Raw genomic sequence first — 18,778 nt, 5'->3', positions numbered from 1 at the left:
ACGAGTGCTCGGGTACGCCGTGGTGGACGTGGAGACGACGGGGTTCACCCCCTCGGCAGGGGAGATCGTCGAGGTCGCCATCGTGCAGACCGACGTCGGCGGGGTCGTCACCGGCTCCTGGGACACGCTGGTGCGCCCGCTCGGCCGGGTGTCCGGGACCCACGTGCACCGCATCACCCCGAGGATGGTCCGCGACGCACCGACGTTCACCGACATCTCGGCCCAGATCAGATCGATGCTCGCAGGCCGCGTGGTCGTCGCGCACAACCTGCCCTTCGACGCCCGCTTCCTCACCGCGCAACTCCACGCGGCGGGACTGCCCACCCCCGAGATCGCCGCCGGCGTCTGCACCCTGAAGCTCGCCCGCCGCACCCTCAGCGGCCCCACCTTCAAACTCCCCGACTGCTGCTACGAACTCGGCATCCCCTACGAAGGCGCCCACGCCGCCCTCGCCGACACCCTCGCCACCGCGCAGCTCTTCCGGCACCTCATCACCGCCCGCCCCGTCCCCACCGCCCGGCCGGTCCCCGAACTCTCCGTCCCCGCCCAGCGCACCGCGCCCCCGCGCCTCTCCCGAGCCTCGCGCTAGAGCCCGTCCGGCGCGCCCGATCCCGGACGAGCCGCCGAGCCGTTCATCCTGCGCCTCCCGACCGAAGTCCCCGGAGGTCGGTAATGGTCGGCGAGGGGGCGGTGAGGCCCGCCAGGAGCCGGAGCGATGTCGCGGCGTCAGAGCCTTCGGGGGCGCTGTAGATCATCATGGTCATGTCGGGGTCGTCCGGGGCGCGCATGGCGACGTAGTCGAGGGCGAATTCACCGAGCCGGGGGTGGGCGAAGCGTTTACGGCCGTGGGTCCTGCCGCGGACGCCGTGGTCGGCCCACAGACGGCGGAAGTCACCGCTGCGCAGGGACAGTTCGCCGACCAGGGTGGCCAACTGGGGGTCGTCGGGATGGCGTCCGGCGTCGAAGCGGAGGTTCGCGACGGTGTCGCGGGCCTTGGTCTCCCAGTCGGGATAGAGGTCGTGGGAGGACTCGTCGAGGAAGACGAGCCGGGCCATGTTCCGCTCGGCGGCGGGCAGGGCCGGGAAGTCGGCGATCAGGAGCCTGCCCAGTTCGTTCCAGGCCAGGATGTCCAGACGGCGGCCGATGATGTAGGCGGGGACGGAGGACAGGGCGTCCAGGGCCTGGCACAGCTCGGGGCGTACCTGCTGCGGGCGGCCGGGGCGTTTACGTGCGGTACCGGGCTTGGCCAGATTGTGCAGGTACGCACGTTCGTCCGCGTCGAGACGGAGCGCGCCCGCGACGGCGTCCAGGACGTCGGCCGAGACGTTGCGGGCACGGCCCTGCTCCAACCGGGTGTAGTAGTCGACGCTCACGCCGGCCAGCAGCGCCAGTTCCTCCCTGCGCAGGCCGGGCACGCGCCGCTGGCCGCCGAAGCCGACCGTGCCGGTGTCGTCGGGGCTCAGGCGGGCGCGCCGGGTCTTGAGGAACTCGCTGAGCTGCTGCGCACGATCCATGATCCCAGTATCGGTGACGCCCGGTCCGTCCTGCCTGGTCCTGCCAGACCCAGGCACGCCGGACCCCGGCCGAACGGAGCCCTGGGCGGCCGGGGACCGGGCCCGCAGGATGGGCATCGTTCGCCTGCGAACACGGCACCACCATCCACGAGCGACCACCGAACGTCAGGAGTTCTCCACCATGTCGAACACCCTCACCATCGTCGCCGGATTCCGCGCCGAGCCCGGTCAGGAGCAGCGGCTGCGGGACGAGCTGAACGCGATGATCGCACCGTCGCTGGCCGAGGAGGGCTGCCTGGGCTACCAGCCCTATGCCGACCCGCACCGCCCCGACCGCATGATCATCGTTGAGGAGTGGGCCGACGAAGCCGCGCTCGACTTCCACTTCTCGCTGCCGCATTTCCAGCATGTCGCCCGGGTTCTGGAGGAGATCCTCGCCGAGCCGTTCACCCTGCGCCGTCTGACCGACGTCCCCGCCTGAGAAGAGTGCGTCTGGGCCGATTCCTTCCGGACGGTTCGGAAGGGGCCGGAGCCCGCCGCGGTCGTCCGACCGAGGCGCGGCGGGCCCGGCGGTCAGGGGGCGGTGCTGGACTGGAAGAGGAGCGCGACGGCGGCGTAGGGGTCGAGGTCGCCGGAGGCCACGGCGGCGGCGAGCCAGGGGAGGTCGGGGTGGGTGCGGAGGCGCGACTGGGCCAGGGCCAGGAGCTGCGCGGTGGCGCGGGCCGCGGCGCGGGGCGGGGCCTCGGCGCGGTGGTGGGACTCGATCGCGTCGACGAGTTCGGGGATGCCGTCGCCGCGGGAGGCGACGAGCTTGAGGATGGGCAGTTCGGTCTCGATGTGAAGGTCGCGGACGGTCTGGTCGGCGCCGTCGCGGTCGGCCTTGTTCACCACGAGTAGGTCGGCGACCTCAAGGAGGCCCGCCTTAGCGGCCTGGACGGCGTCGCCCGCGCCGGGGGCGAGCACCACGACCGCCGGGTTCGCGACCGCGGCGATCTCGATCTCCGACTGGCCGACGCCGACCGTCTCCAGCAGCACGAGGTCGAAGCCGAGCGCGCCGAGCACCCGCACCGCGGCCGGCACCGCCGCCGACAGCCCGCCGAGGTGCCCGCGCGCGGCGAGCGACCTGATGAGCACGCCGGGGTCGGTCGTGTGCTCGGCCATCCGGATCCGGTCGCCGAGGAGAGCGCCGCCGCTGAACGGCGACGACGGATCCACCGCGAGCACCGCGACCCGCAGTCCCCGAGCCCGATAGGCCCCGACGAGCGCCGCGACGGTCGTCGACTTCCCGGCCCCGGGCGGGCCGGTCACCCCCACGACCCGGGCGCGCGCCGCCCCTTCGGGCAGCACGCCGAGCACCGCGTCGCGGGTCTCCCCTTCGACGAGGCTCAGCAGCCGCCCCGCCGCCCGCACCGATCCGGCGCACGCCGCCGCGAGCAGCGCCGCCGGATCCGCGGGAGCGGAGCGCGTGCCTCCCAGCCGCGCGCTCCGCCCGTTCGACGCGCCGGTCGGGACCGGGTGCCCGTCACCGGCGCCCGACGGCGCCCCCGCCGTGCGGACGCCGTCGTCCGGGCCGGACGGGGCGTCCGTCTCCTGCGGGTGGGTCACGGGGCGTGGACCTCGATGACGGCGGCGGAGCCCATGCCGCCGCCGGCGCACATGGCGGCGACGCCGATGCCGCCGCCGCGGCGGCGGAGCTCGTGCACGAGGGTGACGAGCATGCGCGAGCCGGTCGCGGCGACGGGGTGGCCGAGACCGCAGCCGCTGCCGTTGACGTTGACGCGCTCGGGGTCGAGGCCGAGGAGCGCGATCGTGGCGACGCACATGGCCGCGAACGCCTCGTTGATCTCGAAGAGGTCGACGTCGCCGGGGGTGAGGCCGGCGCGGGCGAGCGCCTTGGGGATCGCCTTGACCGGGGCGAGGCCGGTCTCGGCCGGGTCGACGCCGACCGACGCCCACGACCGGATCGTCGCCAGCGCGGGCAGGCCGAGCCCGCCGCTCGCCACGACGAGCGCGGCGGCCGCGTCGTTCGAGCCGCACGCGTTGCCCGCGGTGATGCTGAACCCCTCGATCTCCGGGTGCAGCGGCTTCAGCGACGCGAGCTTCTCCAGGGTCGTGTCGCGGCGGGGGTGCTCGTCGGTCTCGAACAGACCGCGCGGGGTCTCGACCGGCACGATCTCGGCGGCGAAGCGGCCCTCGTCGATGGCGCGGATGGCGTTGCGGTGCGAGCGCAGCGCCCACGCGTCCATCTCCTCGCGACTCACTCCAGCGCGCTGGGCTGCGTTCCACCCTACGGTGATCGACATGTCCCGGTTCGGGGCGTCCGGCCGGTCGGGGTGGGTCGGCGAGTTCCAGTCGACCCGCTCCTCCCCCACGACGCGGTAGCCGCGCGGCGCCGTCGAGCTGCTGTTCACGCCGCCCGCGATGATCAGTTCGTCCATGCCGGCGCGGATGCTCGCGGCGGCCATCTGCACCGACGACAGGCCCGCCGCGCAGTGCCGGTTGAGGGCGAGGCCGGGCGCGCCGGTCAGGCCGGCGGTCACCGCGGCGTGCCGGGCGACGACGCCGCCGCCGTACAGGCCCTCCCCGAGGATGACGTCGTCGATCGCGGCGGGGTCGAGCTTCGCGGCGGCGGCCCCGACGACCCGGTCGGCGAGGACGAACCCGTCGACGTCGCGCAGGGAGCCCTTGAACGCGGTCGCGATGGGGGTGCGCAGGGCCTCGAGGATCACGGCTTCAGGCATTGGAGGTCTCCAGTTCCGCCACGAGGGTGCGGCGTAGCAGCTTTCCGGTGTCGGTCTTGGGCAGCACGTCGCGGAAGACGACGGTGTCAGGGGTCTTGGACGACCGCAGCCGCTCGCGCACGTAGGCGCGGATCTCCTCGGGGTCGGCCTCGCCGACCACGACCGCGACGATCCGCTGCCCCCACTCGGGGTCGGCGAGGCCGATGACGGCGGCCTCGGTGATGCCGGGGTGGGTGAGGATGACGTCCTCGATCTCGGCGGGCGCGACGTTCTCGCCGCCCCGGATGATGGTGTCGTCGGCGCGGCCCTCGATGAACAGGTAGCCGTCCTCGTCGAGGCGGCCGCGGTCGCGGGTGGGGAACCAGCCTTCTGCGTCCAGCGCGCTATGGCCGCCGTACTCCCCGGAGACCTGCTCTCCGCGGGCGAACACGAGGCCGGTCTCTCCTGCGGCGAGGGTCTTGCCGTCCTCGTCGCGGACCTGGAACTCGACGCCCGGGACCGCCCGTCCGACGGAGCCGAGCCTTTCGCGGTGGGCGGGGTCGGCGGCGGCGATGGCCTTGCGGTGGTCGTTCGGCCCGAGGACGGCGATGGACGACGCGGTCTCGGTGAGCCCGTAGGCGTTGACGAACCCTGTGTCCGGGAAGACGGCGAGCGCCCTTTCCAGCACAGGGCGCGGGGTCCGGGCACCCCCGTAGGCGAGGTTGCGCAGGCTCGGTGTGGCCGCGTCGTCGCCTTCGACCTCGGCGACGATCCGGGCGAGCATCGTCGGCACGACCAGCGCGTGGGTGACCTTCTCCTGCCGGACCGTGGCAAGCCACTCGGCGGCGTTGAACGCGGTCATGTAGACCACGCGCCGCCCCGTGTAGAGGTTGGAGATCAGGTTCGCCAGCCCCGCGATGTGATACGGCGGCACCGCGACGAGCGCCGCGTCCTCCTCGCCGGCCGAGGCGAACTCCAGCGTGTTCAACACGTAGGCGAGCAGGTGCTTGTGCCGGAGCAGCGCGGCCTTGGGCGCCGCCGTGGTCCCGCTCGTGTAGAGCACCACCGCCACCGCGTCCCGATCGTCGGGCACGGCCTCGGCCTCGTCGGGCAGCTCCACCGCGTCCAGCTCCGCGACGAACCCGTCGAGGTCCTCGGCGCGCAGCACCAGCGCCCCCGGATGCCTCTCCAGCAGCTCCGCGATCTGCCGCTCGCTCAGCCGGTAGTTCACCGGCACGAACGGCACCCCGGCCCGCGCCGCCCCGAAGAGCGCCACCGGATACGCCAGGTGGTTCGCCCCCAGGTACAGCACCGCCGGATACTCCCGGAACCTCTCGGCCGCCGCCCTCGTCACCAGGACCAGCTCCGCGGCCGTGAGCGTCCGCCCGTTCGCCGTCAAGGCCGCACGTTCCCCGGCGGCCGCCGCCATCTCGAGAATCATATTAATGTTCATGAGAAGATGATTCTCGCAAACCAAGAGTACCCCTTGCAAGACCCACCCCCGTGCGGGCCCGGACGGTGTGGCGTCCGAGCCCGCACGGGGCGGGAGGGTCAGCGCTTCATGAGGGCGAAGACGCCCCAGCCGAGGTACTCGCGGATGCCACGCGCGTAGCGGGCGGGCTCGTCGGTGAGCTCCTCCCGGACTTCGGCGGCCATCTCGTCGGCGGGGTTGCGGTCGAGCCAGCGGCGCATGGTGAGCCACTGGGCGGCGGTGTACCGGTCCCAGCTGTCCTGATCGGCCAGCGTCATCTCGACGACGTCGTGGCCGAGTTCCTGGAACTGCTCGATCAGCCCGGACAGCGTGCGGAAGTCGGTGATGGCGGTGGCGTGGCAGTCCTTGGCGGTCTCCTCGTCCGGAGGGGTCCGCCGCCAGTACGGCTCGCCGATCAGCATCAGGCCTCCGGGGCGGAGGCTGCGCTGAAGCAGCCCGACCGTGCCGGCGACGCCGTCGCCGATCCAGGTGGCGCCGACGCAGCAGGCCAGATCGACCGGCTCGGCCGCGACGTGGCCGGTGGCGTCACCGTGCACGAACGAGACCCGGTCGGCGACGCCGAGCTCGACGGCGCGGGCCCGCGCCTGTTCGGTGAACAGCGTGCTGATGTCCACTCCGACGCCCGTGCAGCCGAGGTCACGCGCCCAGGTGCACAGCATCTCGCCCGAGCCGCTGGCCAGGTCGAGCACCGTGGTGCCGGGGTCGAGGCGCAGCGACGCGCCCAGGGTCGCGAACTTCTCGGCGGTCAGCGGGTTGTGGATGCGGTGGCCGCTCTCGCGGATGGTGAAGATGCGGGGAAGGTCCATGACCAGAGTCCTTTCCGTCAAGCCGTGAAGTTCGGGGACCGCTCGATGGCGCGGCTCAGCCGCACGTCCGTGTCCCGGCCGTGGCCGGCCGACGTCAGAACGCGCGCAGAGGAAGAGAGGAAAGGTCGAGGTGGAGTGCGTTGATGAAACACGTGGAGACCCTTGAAAGGGGGCCCCGCCGGACGGCAGGCGTGCCGGGACTACTCCCCGAGGGGAGAAAGGCAGGCGAAGGTCAGGACGAGGCCCGGGAAGTGAGGATGGTCCGGGCGCCGCACACAGCGGTCGTCTCCACGACAGACATCAACTCACCTCTCTCATCTCCATGAGCGACCACACGGCCGCTGTTCCACAAGCTACCACCCGCCGCGGACGCCGGCGGACGCCGATCGGCGGGCGACGCGTTCGCCGGGGCGGGAGGCGGCCCCGACTCGTGTGCGGCATGTGTTTCGCGGGGGCTCTTCCGCTCGCGCGGGAAGAGGTGGATGCTGCGGGGATGGGGCGAGGACGAGACCTGTGGCGGCTGATCCGGCACCTGGTGCGGCTGGGGCGGGACACCCGGCTGCTGGACGAGATCGAACTGATCCTCACCGAGATCCACACCGAGGTGGAGGAGTTCGAGAACCGGTCCGAGAGGGACGTCTCGACCTACCCGAACGTCCTCGCGGACCTCGTCGCCGACCTTGACGAGAAGCGGGCTCTCACCCTGAACCTCGACGGCTCCTTCGAAGAGCTGCGGGACGCCGCGCTGCTCCTCCTCGCCGAGGTGCGGATGGCGAACGGGCGGCCCGCCCAGGACGTCGGGCGCAAGCCCCTCTGACGCGCGCCACGGCGGCTCACGGCCCCGGGACCGATCGCGCCGTCAGGCGGTGATCTTCGTCAGGAAGGCTGTGAGGTTGGCTTCGGCGCGGGTGATCTTGTCTTCGACGGAGAGGGTTTCGTCGAGGCCCTGGGCGGCCTTCGAGTGGCGTTTGCCGCGGATGTAGAGGGAGCAGGCGAGGTCGGCGCAGAGGTAGAGGCCGACGGTGTTGCCGAGGCGGCCCGCTTCGCCGGTGCGGCGGGCGGTCATGAGGGAGACGCCGCCGCTGGAGTGGACGGTGAGGCAGAGGGAGCACATGCCTCGGGAGGTGAAGCCGCGCGCCGCGGAGGGGGCCGCGCGCAGGGCGATGCCGACGAGGCGGCCGGCCTGCTCGGTGACGACGTAGCCGCGGTCGGGCGCGCCCGGATCGCGCCAGCCGAGGAAGTCGAGATCCTCCCAGGGGCGCTCCGCGAGGTCCCTGGGGAGGTCGATGCGCTTGGCCTCGCCCTTCGAGCAGTTGACGAACGACGCGCGGACCTCGGCGTCGGAAAGTTGTCTCATATCCGCGAGGCTACCTGGGCTAATATAATTAGGCAAAAGATTAATTCATCTAGTCTACGGAGACCGCATGGCGCGCGCGGGCATCACCCTCGAGGGCCTGACCAGGGCAGCGGCCGACCTGGCCGACGAGGTCGGCTTCGAGCATCTGACGGTCTCCGCGGTCGCCCGGCGGCTCGGCGTCAAGGATCCGAGCCTTTACGCGCACATCGGCAGCGCCCACGAACTGAAGGTCCGGGTGGCCCTGCTCGCCCTCGCGGAACTCGCCGACCGCGCCGCCGAGGCGCTCGCCGGACGCGCCGGGAAGGAGGCGCTCGGGGCCTTCGCGAACGCCTACCGCGACTACGCCCACGCCCATCCCGGCCGCTACGCCGCCACCCGCTTCGACCTCGACCCGGAGACCGCGCTCGCGAGCGCCGCCCCCCGCCACTCGGAGCTGTCCCGCTCCCTCCTGCGCGGCTACGACCTCCCCGAACCCGCCCAGACCGATGCGATCCGCTTCCTCGGCGCCGCCCTCCACGGCTACATCACCCTTGAGCTCACCGGTGCGTTCAGCCACACCCAGCGCCCCACCGCGTCCTCCTGGAACTGGACCCTCGACGCCCTCCACACCGCCCTCAGCGGCACGTCCGGGGGCTGACCGGCCGGGGCGGCCGGCTCAGCGGAGGATCTCGACCAGCAGGACCCAGGTGGCGAGAAGGCCGAGGACGAAGGCGCCCAGAACGGTGGGGAGCAGCCAGTAGAGGCCGCCGCCCCACCCCGCCGCGAGGGTCGCGCCGGCGAGGAGGACGCCGCCCGCGCACAGGAGCGTGGTGGCGGTGCGGAGGTGGCGGCTGCGGTCGCGGCGGTCCGGCGCGCGGGCGGCGCGGGCGTGCGCGGCGGTGAGGGCCCAGCCGAGGACGGCGCCGGTGGCGAGGAGTTCGGCGGCGAGCGCCCCGCGAGGCTGGCCGGGGGCGAGGACGAGCGCGCACAGGACCAGCGGCGCGGCGAACAGGATCAGGGTCGCGGCGGCGCGGGCCGACAGTCCGGGGTAGGCGAGGATCCGCTCGATGTTGATCGTCACCGCGACGATCAGCAGGCCGCTGAGCGCGCCCGAGGTGCCCATCACCGCCGCGCAGAAGTCCGCCCACGCCCCGGCGTCGTACCCCATGCCCACCTCCGCGATCTTGTTCCCTCTTCCCCTTCACCCCGCGCCCGGGCCGGGAAACCCGCGCCGGACGGCGACCGCCCCACCCCGCCGCGCGCTTGCACCAGGAACCTCATGACCGGGCAGGGGCGCCCCGGTCCCGCCGCACGACCGGTCCGGGGGAACCCGCGCACGCGGGAGGGCCGCCTTGTCTCGCCCTTCGCCTGCATGAGAATGTTGCTCTCGCTGGAGTAGAGCGATACTTACGCGAGAAGGGAATTCCTATGGAGATCGCGGGGAGTTCGGCGCTGGTCGTGGGCGGGGCGGGCGGGCTCGGGGAGGCGACCGTGCGGCGGCTGCGGGCGGCGGGGGCCGAGGTGGTCGTCGCGGACCTGGCCGACGAGAAGGGCAAGGCGCTCGAAGCCGAGCTGGGTGTCCGGTACGTCCGGACGGACGCCACGTCGGAGGAGGACGTCAAGGCGGCGATCGCCGAGGCGCAGGCGCTCGCGCCGTTCCGGTTCTCGGTGGACGCGCACGGCGGGCCCGCCTCGGGCGGAAGGCTCATCGGCAAGGACGGGGAGCCCCTCGACCTCGACGGGTTCCGCCGCACCCTGGAGTTCTACCTGACCGCGGTGTTCAACGTGATGCGGCTGTCGGCCGCCGCGCTAGGGAAGCAGGAGCCTATCGACGGGTCCCGCGGCGTCATCGTCAACACCGCTTCGATCGCCGCGTACGAGGGGCAGATCGGGCAGCTTCCCTACGCGGCGGCCAAGGGCGGCGTCGTCAGCATGACGCTGGTGGCGGCCCGCGACCTGTCGCCGCTCGGCATCCGGGTCGTGACGATCGCGCCGGGCACGTTCCTCACCCCGGCCTACGGCAAGGCGGGAGACAAGCTGGAGGCCTACTGGGGCCCGCAGGTCCCGCACCCCCGCCGGATGGGGCAGTCGCCCGAGTACGCCGCCCTCGTCCAGCACCTGCTGGAGAACGACTACCTCAACGGCGAGGTCATCCGCCTCGACGGCGCCCTCCGCTTCCCCCCGAAGTAGCGCAGAACGCCGGAGCCCCGACGCGCCCGGGGCTCCGACGGGTTCCGGCACCCGCCCGGCGGGCGGGCGCCGGGGCCACGGCTCGGCGCGTCCGAGGCCCCGGCGGCTGGGTGCCCGCCTCGATGAGGCGGGCGCCGGGGGCTCGGCTCGGCGCGTCCGGGCCCCCGGCGGTCCGGGGTCAGGCCTTCTTCGCGGTGAGGCGGGTGACGATGGCGGCGAAGTCCTCGGTCTGGAAGGACTGCTCCTCGGAGGCCATCGCGAAGTCGAGCGTGTTGAGGACCGCGCGCTCCAGGTGAAGGTTGAGCAGCCGCTTGGTGGACTCCACGGCCTGGCGAGGCAGCGTCGCTATACGCTCGGCCGTAGAAGTCGCCTCCTTGAGCGCGTCCTCCGCGACATGGTTCGCGAGGCCCATGGTGACCGCCCTGTCGGCGGGGATACGGGCCCCCGTCAGCGCGTACTCCTTCGCGTGCAGAAGGCTCGTGTGCAGCGGCCACGTCAAGGGCCCGCCGTCCGCGGCGACCAGCCCTACCTGGACGTGCGGGTCGGCGAGGTACGCCGCCGGGTCCATGTACACGATGTCGCTCAGCGCCACGAGGCTGCATCCGAGCCCGACCGCGGGCCCGTTCACCGCGGTGATGACCGGGACCCGGCAGCGGGCCATGCCGAGCACGATCTCCCGCCCGTGCGCGATCGTCTTGGCGCGCAAGGCCGCGTCGTCCTTGAGCTCGGCGAGGTAGGCGAAGTCGCCGCCCGCCGAGAACGCCCGGCCCGCTCCCGTGAGCACCGCCGCGCGCGCGTCGCGGTCCTCCGAGAGCTGCGGCCACAGCTTGGCGAGCCCGGTGTGCAGGGCGTCGTTGACGGCGTTGAGCGCGTCGGGCCGGTTGAGGGTGATGAAGCGCAGGGGGCCATCGGCCCTGACCTGGATCTCCGCTGGCAGGTCGTACATGTCAGGCTCCCAGTCCGAGGATGCGGCCGGCGATGATGTTCTTCTGGATCTGCGACGTGCCGCCCATGACGCTCTGGGCACGGCTGTACAGATAGGCGGACAGCAGCTCGGGATCCTTCACGCCCCCGACCGCGAGGGCGGCGTGCCCGACGGACTGCTCGGTCCAGGTCATGAGCAGCTTGTCGAGCGACCCGTCGGAGCCGTGCACGACCCCGTCGAGCTGCTCGGAGAGCCGCCGGCGGACGTGCAGGCGGAGCATCTCGGCCTGGACCGCGGCCCATGCCAGTTCCTCCGGTACCCGTCCCGTCGTCTGGCCGGCCATCTGCCTGACGAGCTTCCCGTAGCGCGCGGCGTACCCGAGCGTCGAAGGCTCCCGCTCGTGCCCGACGACGGTCATGGCGAGCCTCCAGCCTTCCCCGGGCGAGCCGACCATCTGGTCGGCGGGCACCCGGGCTCCGTCGAAGAGGACCTGGCCGAACTCGGTGGTCACGCCGTTGATCATCTTCAGCGGGCGCTGCTCGATCCCGGGCTGGTGCATCGTGACGATGAACGCCGAGATGCCCTTGTGCCGGGGCGCGTCCGGATCGGTGCGGGCGAGGAGCAGGCACCAGTCGGCGACGTCGGAGTAGCTGGTCCAGATCTTGTGGCCGTGCAGGACGTAGTCGTCGCCGTCCCGGACCGCCGTGGTCGTCAGGGAGGCGAGGTCGGAGCCCGCGCCGGGCTCGGAGAAGCCCTGGCACCAGCGCTCGGTGCCGTCGATCATGCCGGGCAGGAAGCGGCGGGCCAGCTCCGGGCTCCCGTGGCGGCCGAGCCCGTGGACGAGATAGCCGAGGCTCGGCCTTGGGGGCGCACCGGCGAGCGCAAGCTCCTCGTCCAGGATGACGTCGTAGACGGGCGGCAGATTACGTCCGCCGTACTCCTCCGGCCAGGTGACGCCGAAGAACCCCGCGCCGTGCAGCGCGCGATGCCACTCCCCCGCCTTCCGCCAGTAGTCGTCACCGGTGACAGCGAACTGCTCGGCGTTGCCCGTGAGCCAGGCCCTCAGCTCGACGCGGAAGGCGGCCTCCTCAGGCGAGTCACGAAAGTCCAAGGTCGATCTCCTCCAGGCCGACGGGGAACAGATGGGTCGAGGCCAGCGCGCGGCGCAGGTGGACGTGGGCGAGGCACTCCCAGGTGTTGCCGATGCCGCCGTGCACCTGGATCGCGGTCTCCGCGACGGTCCGGGCGGCGCGCGCGCAGTACACCTTGGCGATGCGGGCGGCGTTCAGCGCCTCGTCCGGCGCCAGCTCGTCGACGGCCCAGGCCGCGTGCCGCAGGACGCTCACCGAGCCCTCGATGAGCGCCAGGGACTCCGCGAGGAGGTGCGCGACGGCCTGGTAGCCGCCGATCGCCTTCCCGTACTGCTCGCGGACCTTCGCGTACTCGACGGCGAGGGCCTGCGCGCCGCGCGCGGTGCCGACGAGGTCGGCGGTCGTGGCGACGAGCGCGAGCGCCCGGAACCGGCCGACGGCCTCGGCGGGCAGTTCCGCGAGCTGTTCCAGCGGCCCGACGACCTCCGCGTCCCGGCGCGTCAGGTCGGCGCCGGGCACGAGCGTGCCGACGCGGCCCGCGAGCAGCCGCCGGCCGGTGAGCGTGACGACGCGTTCCGCGCCGCGCGAGTCCACGGCCGAGGCGTCGACGGCCAGGGTCCACGCGCCGGACTCGCCGACATGCCGGAGCAGGTCGTCGGCGAGGGCCGGGCCGAGGAACGGGACGTCCACGAGGCCGCGGCCGAACTCCTCGGCGACGAGCGCCACCTCCACGCCGGTCGCCCCGTCCGTGCGGAGCGTCCGCCAGCCCGTCGAGGCGACCGCCTTCTCCAGGCGGGTGACGCGTTCGGCGTCGTCGAGGTCGAGGACGGAGCCGGGGCCGAGGTCGTCGGCGAGGCGGGCGGCGGCGGTGCGCAGCGCGGCCTGTTCTTCGTTAAGTCGTGCGTCCATGGGTCTCCTTGAGCACGCGGCGGAGCACCTTGCCGGAGGGCAGGCGGGGGATCTCGGGCACGAGCACGACCCGGCTCGGCCGCTTGTAGGAGGCGAGGCTCGCCCCGACGAGGTCGATCAGCTCGGCGGGTTCCACCGGGCCGGAGGCGGCGACCGCGGCGACGATCGCCTCGCCGTCGCCGGGGTGCGGCTCGCCGAACACCGCGCAGTCGGCGACCGCGGGATGCCCGTGCAGGACCGCCTCGACCTCGGCGGGCGCGACCTGGAAGCCGCGGACCTTGATCATCTCCTTGGAGCGGTCGGTCAGCCGGATCCAGCCGCGCGCGTCGACGCTGCCGACGTCACCGGTGCGGTACCAGCCGTCGACGAGCGAGCCGGCGGTGGCCTCCTCCGGGAGGTATCCCGCCATGACGGACTCGGCGCGCACCTGGATCTCGCCGGTCTCACCCGGCGCGACGGGCTCGCCCGTCAGCAGGTCGACGGCCCGGACCTCGACCCCGGGCACGGCGCGTCCCGCGCTGTCGAGGCGGCCGCCGATGAGGGGGTTGCAGGCGATGACGGGGACTTCGCTGGCGCCGTAGGCGGGCAGGAACCCTACGCCGGTCCGCCGGGTGACCTCCTGGGCGACGCTCTGCGTCACCGGGGTCGCGCCCCACATGATGTAGCGCAGCGACGAGAGGTCATAGGACTCCAGGTCGGGGTGGGCGGCGAGGGCGAGCGCGATGGGCGCGACGGCCATCTCGATGGTGACGCGGTCGTCCTGGATGGCGCGGAGCATGCCGTCGAGGTCGAAGCGGCGGTGCAGCCGCATCCAGGCGCCGGTCTTCAGCGCGGTCACGATGTTGAGCAGGCCGAGGATGTGCGACGGCGGCGTGGTGACCTGGATCCGGTCGTCCTCGGTGAGGCCCAGGGCGTCCCGCCAGTGCGCGACGGCCGCGCCGAACGAGGCGTGGGTGTGCCGGACCGCCTTGGGCAGGCCGGTCGTGCCGGAACTGAAGACGAGGACGGCGTCGGCCTTCGGGTCCGGCCCGGGGAACTCCCCTGTGTCGGGCGGTACGGGGTCGTCCAAGTGGAGCATGGGCATCGCCTCCGCCAGGACGGGGTGGTCGCCGACCGCGTGGTCGGGCCGGGTGACGGCCAGGGCGTGGTCGACCTCGGCGCGCTTCCACGCCGGGCTGAACAGCACGACCGCCGCGCCGAGCCGCCAGATCGCCTTGACCGCGATGACGAACTCGGGCCGGTTCGCCGACATCAGCGCGACCCGCTGCCCGGGACGCACCCCGCGCTCGGCGAGGGCCGCGGCGAGCGCGTCGGCGAGTTCCTCCAGTCGCTCGGCGGAGTACTCCCGCTCCTCGAAGACGAGGGCCGCGGCGCTCATGCCCGGCCCCCCGCGGCCCCGCCGCCGCCGCGGCGCGGCAGGTTCCTCGACGCCATGGAAGCCTCCCATCTCTGTGACGAGAATAGTATTCTCGCCTAACTAGAACTTTCATACCAGAAGGAGAACGTCCATGCCGAGACCCCCTTTGTTCCAGCGCGCGCGGGTGGCCCGGATCGTCCGCGAGACCGCCGACGCCGCGACGTTCGTGCTCACGCCGGACGGGGGGCCGTTCACCTACCGCGCGGGCCAGTTCTGCACGTTCCGCGTCGCCGTGGACGGGGTCGAACTGCTGCGCTCGTACTCGATGTCGAGCGCCCCGGAGACCGACGGCGAGCTGATGACGACCGTCAAGCGCGTACCCACGGGCAGGGTCTCCAACTGGCTGCTCGACAACGTCACCGAAGGCGACTCCCTGGAGCTGACCCGGCCCTTCGGCGTCTTCTGCCTCCGCGATACCGACGCCCCGCTCTTGGGCTTCGCAGGCGGCAGCGGCATCACGCCGATCCTTTCGCTCGCCAAGAGCGCGCTGGCTTCCACGTCGCGTACGGTCCGCCTGCTCTGTGCGGACCGCTCCCCCGACGCCGCCCTGTTCGAGGCGGCCCTCGCCGGCCTGGCCGCGCGCCACCCCGGCCGCTTCTCCTACACCCGCCACTACGACAGCGCCGCCGGCTTCCTCGACCCGGCGGCCATCAAGGATTTCGTCGCCGGCGACGGCGCCGCCGACACCTACCTCTGCGGACCCGACCCCTTCATGGACCTCGTCGAAACCGCCCTCCCCGGCCCCGGCAAGGTCTTCGTGGAGCGCTTCGGCGGCACCGCCCCCCTCCCCGAGCCCGGCGACGACCTGGAAGGCACCGTGACGATCCGCCTGGGCCGAAAGAAGGCCTCAGTCCCCCGCAAAGACGGCGAGACCCTCCTCCAGAGCGCCCGCCGCGCCGGCCTCGCCCCGCCCTTCTCCTGCGAAGCGGGCAACTGCGCCACCTGCATGGCCGTCGTCACCGACGGCTCCGCCACCATGCGCGTCAACGACGCCCTCGAAGACGACGAAGTCGCCGAAGGCTACGTCCTCACCTGCCAGGCCGTCCCCGACACCCCCGACATCACCGTCGTCTGGGAGTGACGCGAGGTCAGGGCAGGTCGAGCCGGACGAGGGCGCCGGTCGGGTCGCCCATGTCGTCCTCGGTGTGCCCGGCGCGCAGCAGCGACGACGTGCCCGGCAGGGCCGCCATGTGACCGGCCGAGTCGTAGGAGGCGCCGGAAAGGGGTTCCGGCGAGATCGCCGTGCGGGACCAGGCGCCCGAGGCCGAGCGGTGGAGCAGCGCGCCCTTCCCCTTGGCGTCCGTCCCGGCGAACCACAGGCCGCCGTCCCGGGCCGGGACCGGTGCGCCGAGGGCGCCTCCACGGGCCGCCTTGGGCTTCTCGGCCACCCAGACCGCGCCGTTCCAGACGACGAAGACACCCACGACGGAGCCGTCGTCGTAGTACCTCGTGCAGGTGCCGACCAGCTTGCCCCGGTGCCTCGCCAGGTGCGTCGCGCCGTTGCAGGCCGAGTCCGGGAGCTGCCGCCACCGCTTACCGTCGAACCGCAGCGCCCTGGCCGTGCCGGAGCCGTAGAGGGAGCCATCGGGCTTGTAGCCGGTGGCGAACAGGCGGCCCTTCGGTCCCTTCACCACCGCCTCCACCAGGTACGGGGCCGTGCTCGCGGTCCACTTCCCGCCGTCGTAGTGCACGCTCACCGGCACGAGGCGCCCGTTCTGGACGCGGCTCCCGAAAGCCCAGATGTTCTTGGGGCCGAGCACCGCCATGGCCTGGAGGTGGTAGCCCTTCCAGCCCTTCATCGCCGTCCACCGCGTCCCGTTCCATCGCACGAGCGTGGAGGAGTAGTGGGCCTTGCGCGGCGGCGAGGGCGCTTCGGGAAGCTGGAACCGGGCCATCGCGTAGACCGCGGACGGACCCGTCTCGACGACCGGACCCCACAGGTTCCCGAGCCGTCCGGGCAGCTTCGTGTGCCGCCACGTCCTTCCGTCGAACCGGTAGGCGAGCATGTCGTTCGTCGGCTCCTCCGCGAACTCCGCTCCGTCTCCCGCACCGAACACCCAGGCCTCGGCGGCGCCGACCGCCAGCACCCGGTCGAAGTCGGAGAAGCCCTTCGAGTACTTCGGCTCCACGGACTTCACCACATGCCATTCCGCCTGAGTCGCGGCAGCGGCGGACGGGACGGCCACCAGAACCGCTCCCGTCGAAGCCACCGCCGCGACCATCCGACCTGCGTACATCTTCGCCTCCTGGGGGATCGGCACCGGCGACCTTCGATCCTCGCCTACCAGCCCGCCCAAGAGGAAGGCCCGATCTTGGCGGCCTCCTTGCCGTCCATGCCCACTCGCAGGGTGGGATCCGCCGGCATTCAGCGCCTTGCGGCCCTGGCCGCGCCCCTCGGCGTCCCAGAAAGTGAGGCGCCAGAACTCAACGGTGCCGTTCGAGAGGGGGCGGCGCATCAGGAGGGCACCCCGGTTTTCCGCGGTCCCCCACGGCCGGTGGGATCGGTGGCGTCCGGGTGGTGTGGAGGGCGGTGCGGGCGGCGGCGATCAGGGGGTGGGCCGCGTGGCCGCGGCGGTAGGCGATGCGGGTGCGTCGGCGGGTGGCCAGCGGGGTGAGGACGAGGCCGGGGGGCGGGTCCAGGAGGCCCAGGTCGGGCACGAGCGCGACGCCCTGGCCCGCGGCGACCAGCGCGAGGACCGCCCCGAAGTCGTCGGCGTGGTGCCGGATCCGCGGGGTGAAGCCCTCGGCCTCACAGGCCCGGACGGTCATCGTGTGGCAGAGCGTGCCGGGCGTCCCCGCGATCCACGGGGCGGCGCGGTGCGCCCGGAGCGGCCCCGCCGCCAGGGCCGCTAGGTGGACGGTCTCCTCCATCAGCGGTTCGGTCTCCAGGCCGGGTTCGTCGGGCCCGGCGGTGAAGTCGTACTCGTGGACGAGCGCGACGTCGATCGCGTCGGCCCGCAGCGCGTCGGGCACCGCCGCCGGATCGAGCTCACTGACCCGCAGTTCGAGCCCCGGATGGGTCCTGCTGAGCGTCACCAGCGCGGGGGACAGGACCGTCCGCACCGCCGTGGGGAAGGCACCGACGCGCAGGGTGCCGGTGAGCCCGGTCCGGTAGGCCGCGAGCTCCGCTTCCGCCTCGGCGAGCGCGGCGAGGACCGGCTCGGTGCGCGCCGCGAGCGCCCGCGCCGCGAGGGTCAGCGTGACACGGCGGCCGGTCCGCTCCAGGAGCGCCACCCCCGTCTCGCGTTCCAGCGCCGCGAGCTGCTGGGAGACGGCCGAGGGCGTGTAGGACAGGGCCTCGGCGACCGCCGCGATCGTCCCGCGATGGGCGAGTTCCCGCAGCAGCCGCAGCTTGCGCACATCGAGCATCAGTTCAGCTTACGCTCCAGCGAAGAAATCCGAACTGGACCTGTCGCTCGACACGAGGGCACCCTCGACGCATGACGTTCACGGGTCTGCACCTTCCGCTCATCACCCCCTTCACCACCACCGGCGCCCTCGCCGAGGACGCCCTGGAGCGCCTCGCCCACACGGTCGTCGACGACGGGGCGGACGGGATCGTCGCGCTCGGCACCACGGCGGAGGCGTCCTCGCTCACCGCCGACGAGCGCGCCCGGGTCCTGGAGATCTGCGCGGCGGTCTGCGCGGAGCGCGCGGTCCCGCTGACCGTCGGGGTCGAGAGCGCGTCCACGGCCTCGACGGCCGAGGCCCTCGCCGCCCTCGACCGGCGCGCCACCGCGGCCCTGGTCCCGGTCCCGGCGTTCGTGCGGCCGTCGGAGGAAGGGGTGATCGCGCACTTCACGGCCCTGACCGCCGCCGCCCCGGTGCCGCTGATCATCTACCACATCCCCTACCGGACGGCCCGGCCGCTGAGCGCCGGGACCCTGCTCAGCCTCGCCGCGATCCCGGGCGTCGCCGGGTTCAAGCACGCCGCGGGAGGCATCGACGACGCCACGATCACGTTCATGGCCGACCGCCCGGACCGCACCGCGGTCCTCGCCGGAGACGACCGCTTCGCCTCCCCGCTGCTGGCGCTCGGCGCGTCCGGCGCGATCCTCGCCTCCGCCCACCTCGCGACCGCCCGTTTCGCCCGGCTCGTCGCGTTGTGGCGTGCCGGCCAGGCTGACGCGGCCCGCGCGCTCGGCCACCGCCTGGCGGCCCTCTCCGACGCCCTCTTCGCCGAACCCAACCCCGTGGTCATCAAGGCGGTGCTCGCCGAACAGGGCCGCATCCCCAGCCGGGCCGTCCGCCTCCCCCTCCTCCCCGCGACCCCCGAAGCCACCGGTACCGCCCTCCAACGAGCCTCCTGACCCTTGCGGGTCGTCCGGCGGCGAGCCACCGGAAGGCGAGGAGCTGCCCGGGGGCGCTTCGCGGCCCG

General features: G+C 73.1%; 20 protein-coding genes. 7 read left to right on the top strand and 13 right to left on the bottom strand.

Annotated features, from left to right (window positions below; translation table 11 throughout):
• The first annotated feature begins 4 nt into the window (after positions 1 to 4).
• Positions 5 to 589, top strand: a complete 585-nt coding sequence (locus EDD29_RS11735; RefSeq protein WP_170201363.1) for a 3'-5' exonuclease — start codon at positions 5 to 7, stop codon at positions 587 to 589.
• Positions 590 to 632: 43 nt separating this feature from the next.
• Here the strand turns inward: EDD29_RS11735 and EDD29_RS11730 are convergent, their stop codons facing one another.
• On the bottom strand, positions 633 to 1,514 hold the full coding sequence (locus EDD29_RS11730; protein WP_123664427.1) for a helix-turn-helix domain-containing protein: 882 nt from the start codon (positions 1,512 to 1,514) through the stop codon (positions 633 to 635).
• Positions 1,515 to 1,695: 181 nt separating this feature from the next.
• Here EDD29_RS11730 and EDD29_RS11725 point away from each other — a divergent pair, with 181 nt between their 5' ends.
• A complete protein-coding gene (locus EDD29_RS11725) occupies positions 1,696 to 1,995 on the top strand; it encodes a putative quinol monooxygenase (protein ID WP_123664426.1) in 300 nt (99 codons plus the stop codon).
• Positions 1,996 to 2,087: 92 nt separating this feature from the next.
• Here the strand turns inward: EDD29_RS11725 and meaB are convergent, their stop codons facing one another.
• The 4 genes from meaB to EDD29_RS11705 form a co-directional block, all read right to left on the bottom strand.
• Entirely contained in the window at positions 2,088 to 3,119 is a 1,032-nt protein-coding gene (gene meaB, locus EDD29_RS11720; protein ID WP_342774426.1) for a methylmalonyl Co-A mutase-associated GTPase MeaB, read from the bottom strand.
• On the bottom strand, positions 3,116 to 4,255 hold the full coding sequence (locus tag EDD29_RS11715; protein WP_123664425.1) for a thiolase family protein: 1,140 nt from the start codon (positions 4,253 to 4,255) through the stop codon (positions 3,116 to 3,118). The genes meaB and EDD29_RS11715 overlap by 4 nt, the downstream gene beginning before the upstream one ends.
• Complete coding sequence (locus EDD29_RS11710; protein ID WP_211359656.1) at positions 4,248 to 5,675, bottom strand: class I adenylate-forming enzyme family protein; 1,428 nt, start codon at positions 5,673 to 5,675, stop codon at positions 4,248 to 4,250. Before EDD29_RS11710 ends, EDD29_RS11715 begins: the two co-directional genes overlap by 8 nt.
• A 110-nt stretch (positions 5,676 to 5,785) precedes the next feature.
• Positions 5,786 to 6,532 carry an SAM-dependent methyltransferase gene (locus tag EDD29_RS11705; RefSeq protein WP_123664423.1) on the bottom strand — a complete coding sequence of 249 codons (747 nt, stop codon included), beginning with the start codon at positions 6,530 to 6,532 and terminating at the stop codon, positions 5,786 to 5,788.
• A gap of 493 nt (positions 6,533 to 7,025) precedes the next feature.
• On the opposite strand from EDD29_RS11705, the gene EDD29_RS11700 reads away from it, so the two are divergent.
• Positions 7,026 to 7,349: a hypothetical protein gene (locus EDD29_RS11700; protein WP_123664422.1), complete on the top strand. Its 324-nt coding sequence runs from the start codon at positions 7,026 to 7,028 to the stop codon at positions 7,347 to 7,349.
• 42 nt (positions 7,350 to 7,391) lie between these two features.
• Here EDD29_RS11700 and EDD29_RS11695 read toward each other — a convergent pair whose 3' ends face one another.
• The gene (locus EDD29_RS11695) at positions 7,392 to 7,889 is read right to left on the bottom strand and encodes an FBP domain-containing protein (RefSeq protein WP_123664421.1); all 498 of its coding nucleotides are present in this window, start codon (positions 7,887 to 7,889) and stop codon (positions 7,392 to 7,394) included.
• A gap of 67 nt (positions 7,890 to 7,956) precedes the next feature.
• Between EDD29_RS11695 and EDD29_RS11690 the strand changes: the two genes are divergently transcribed.
• Entirely contained in the window at positions 7,957 to 8,526 is a 570-nt protein-coding gene (locus EDD29_RS11690; protein ID WP_123664420.1) for a TetR/AcrR family transcriptional regulator, read from the top strand.
• 18 nt (positions 8,527 to 8,544) lie between these two features.
• Here EDD29_RS11690 and EDD29_RS11685 read toward each other — a convergent pair whose 3' ends face one another.
• A complete protein-coding gene (locus EDD29_RS11685) occupies positions 8,545 to 9,036 on the bottom strand; it encodes a hypothetical protein (protein ID WP_123664419.1) in 492 nt (163 codons plus the stop codon).
• Between the two features lie 260 nt (positions 9,037 to 9,296).
• Between EDD29_RS11685 and EDD29_RS11680 the strand changes: the two genes are divergently transcribed.
• Positions 9,297 to 10,058, top strand: a complete 762-nt coding sequence (locus EDD29_RS11680) for an SDR family NAD(P)-dependent oxidoreductase (RefSeq protein WP_123664418.1) — start codon at positions 9,297 to 9,299, stop codon at positions 10,056 to 10,058.
• Positions 10,059 to 10,236: 178 nt separating this feature from the next.
• Here EDD29_RS11680 and EDD29_RS11675 read toward each other — a convergent pair whose 3' ends face one another.
• The 4 genes from EDD29_RS11675 to EDD29_RS11660 are packed head-to-tail and all read right to left on the bottom strand — an operon-like array spanning position 10,237 to position 14,361.
• A complete protein-coding gene (locus EDD29_RS11675; RefSeq protein WP_123664417.1) occupies positions 10,237 to 11,004 on the bottom strand; it encodes an enoyl-CoA hydratase/isomerase family protein in 768 nt (255 codons plus the stop codon).
• A 1-nt stretch (position 11,005) separates the two neighbouring features.
• Positions 11,006 to 12,094 (bottom strand): acyl-CoA dehydrogenase family protein, encoded by a 1,089-nt coding sequence (locus EDD29_RS11670; RefSeq protein ID WP_123664416.1) that lies wholly within the window; start codon positions 12,092 to 12,094, stop codon positions 11,006 to 11,008.
• A complete protein-coding gene (locus EDD29_RS11665) occupies positions 12,081 to 12,983 on the bottom strand; it encodes an acyl-CoA dehydrogenase family protein (protein ID WP_123664415.1) in 903 nt (300 codons plus the stop codon). The genes EDD29_RS11670 and EDD29_RS11665 overlap by 14 nt, the downstream gene beginning before the upstream one ends.
• The gene (locus tag EDD29_RS11660) at positions 12,967 to 14,361 is read right to left on the bottom strand and encodes a class I adenylate-forming enzyme family protein (RefSeq protein ID WP_123664414.1); all 1,395 of its coding nucleotides are present in this window, start codon (positions 14,359 to 14,361) and stop codon (positions 12,967 to 12,969) included. Before EDD29_RS11660 ends, EDD29_RS11665 begins: the two co-directional genes overlap by 17 nt.
• A gap of 130 nt (positions 14,362 to 14,491) precedes the next feature.
• On the opposite strand from EDD29_RS11660, the gene EDD29_RS11655 reads away from it, so the two are divergent.
• The gene (locus tag EDD29_RS11655; protein WP_123664413.1) at positions 14,492 to 15,481 is read left to right on the top strand and encodes a ferredoxin--NADP reductase; all 990 of its coding nucleotides are present in this window, start codon (positions 14,492 to 14,494) and stop codon (positions 15,479 to 15,481) included.
• Between the two features lie 7 nt (positions 15,482 to 15,488).
• On the opposite strand, the gene EDD29_RS11650 is transcribed toward EDD29_RS11655, so the two are convergent.
• The gene (locus EDD29_RS11650; RefSeq protein WP_148085930.1) at positions 15,489 to 16,637 is read right to left on the bottom strand and encodes a hypothetical protein; all 1,149 of its coding nucleotides are present in this window, start codon (positions 16,635 to 16,637) and stop codon (positions 15,489 to 15,491) included.
• A 187-nt stretch (positions 16,638 to 16,824) separates the two neighbouring features.
• Positions 16,825 to 17,769 carry a LysR family transcriptional regulator gene (locus tag EDD29_RS11645; protein ID WP_123664411.1) on the bottom strand — a complete coding sequence of 315 codons (945 nt, stop codon included), beginning with the start codon at positions 17,767 to 17,769 and terminating at the stop codon, positions 16,825 to 16,827.
• A 71-nt stretch (positions 17,770 to 17,840) separates the two neighbouring features.
• Here EDD29_RS11645 and EDD29_RS11640 point away from each other — a divergent pair, with 71 nt between their 5' ends.
• Positions 17,841 to 18,710, top strand: a complete 870-nt coding sequence (locus EDD29_RS11640) for a dihydrodipicolinate synthase family protein (protein WP_123664410.1) — start codon at positions 17,841 to 17,843, stop codon at positions 18,708 to 18,710.
• Positions 18,711 to 18,778: the final 68 nt, after the last annotated feature.

The sequence above is a fragment of the Actinocorallia herbida genome, from assembly GCF_003751225.1.
GTDB lineage: Bacteria > Actinomycetota > Actinomycetes > Streptosporangiales > Streptosporangiaceae > Actinocorallia > Actinocorallia herbida.
The sequence above is the reverse complement of the archived record's forward strand: the minus strand, read 5'-3'. Positions and strand labels throughout refer to the sequence as shown.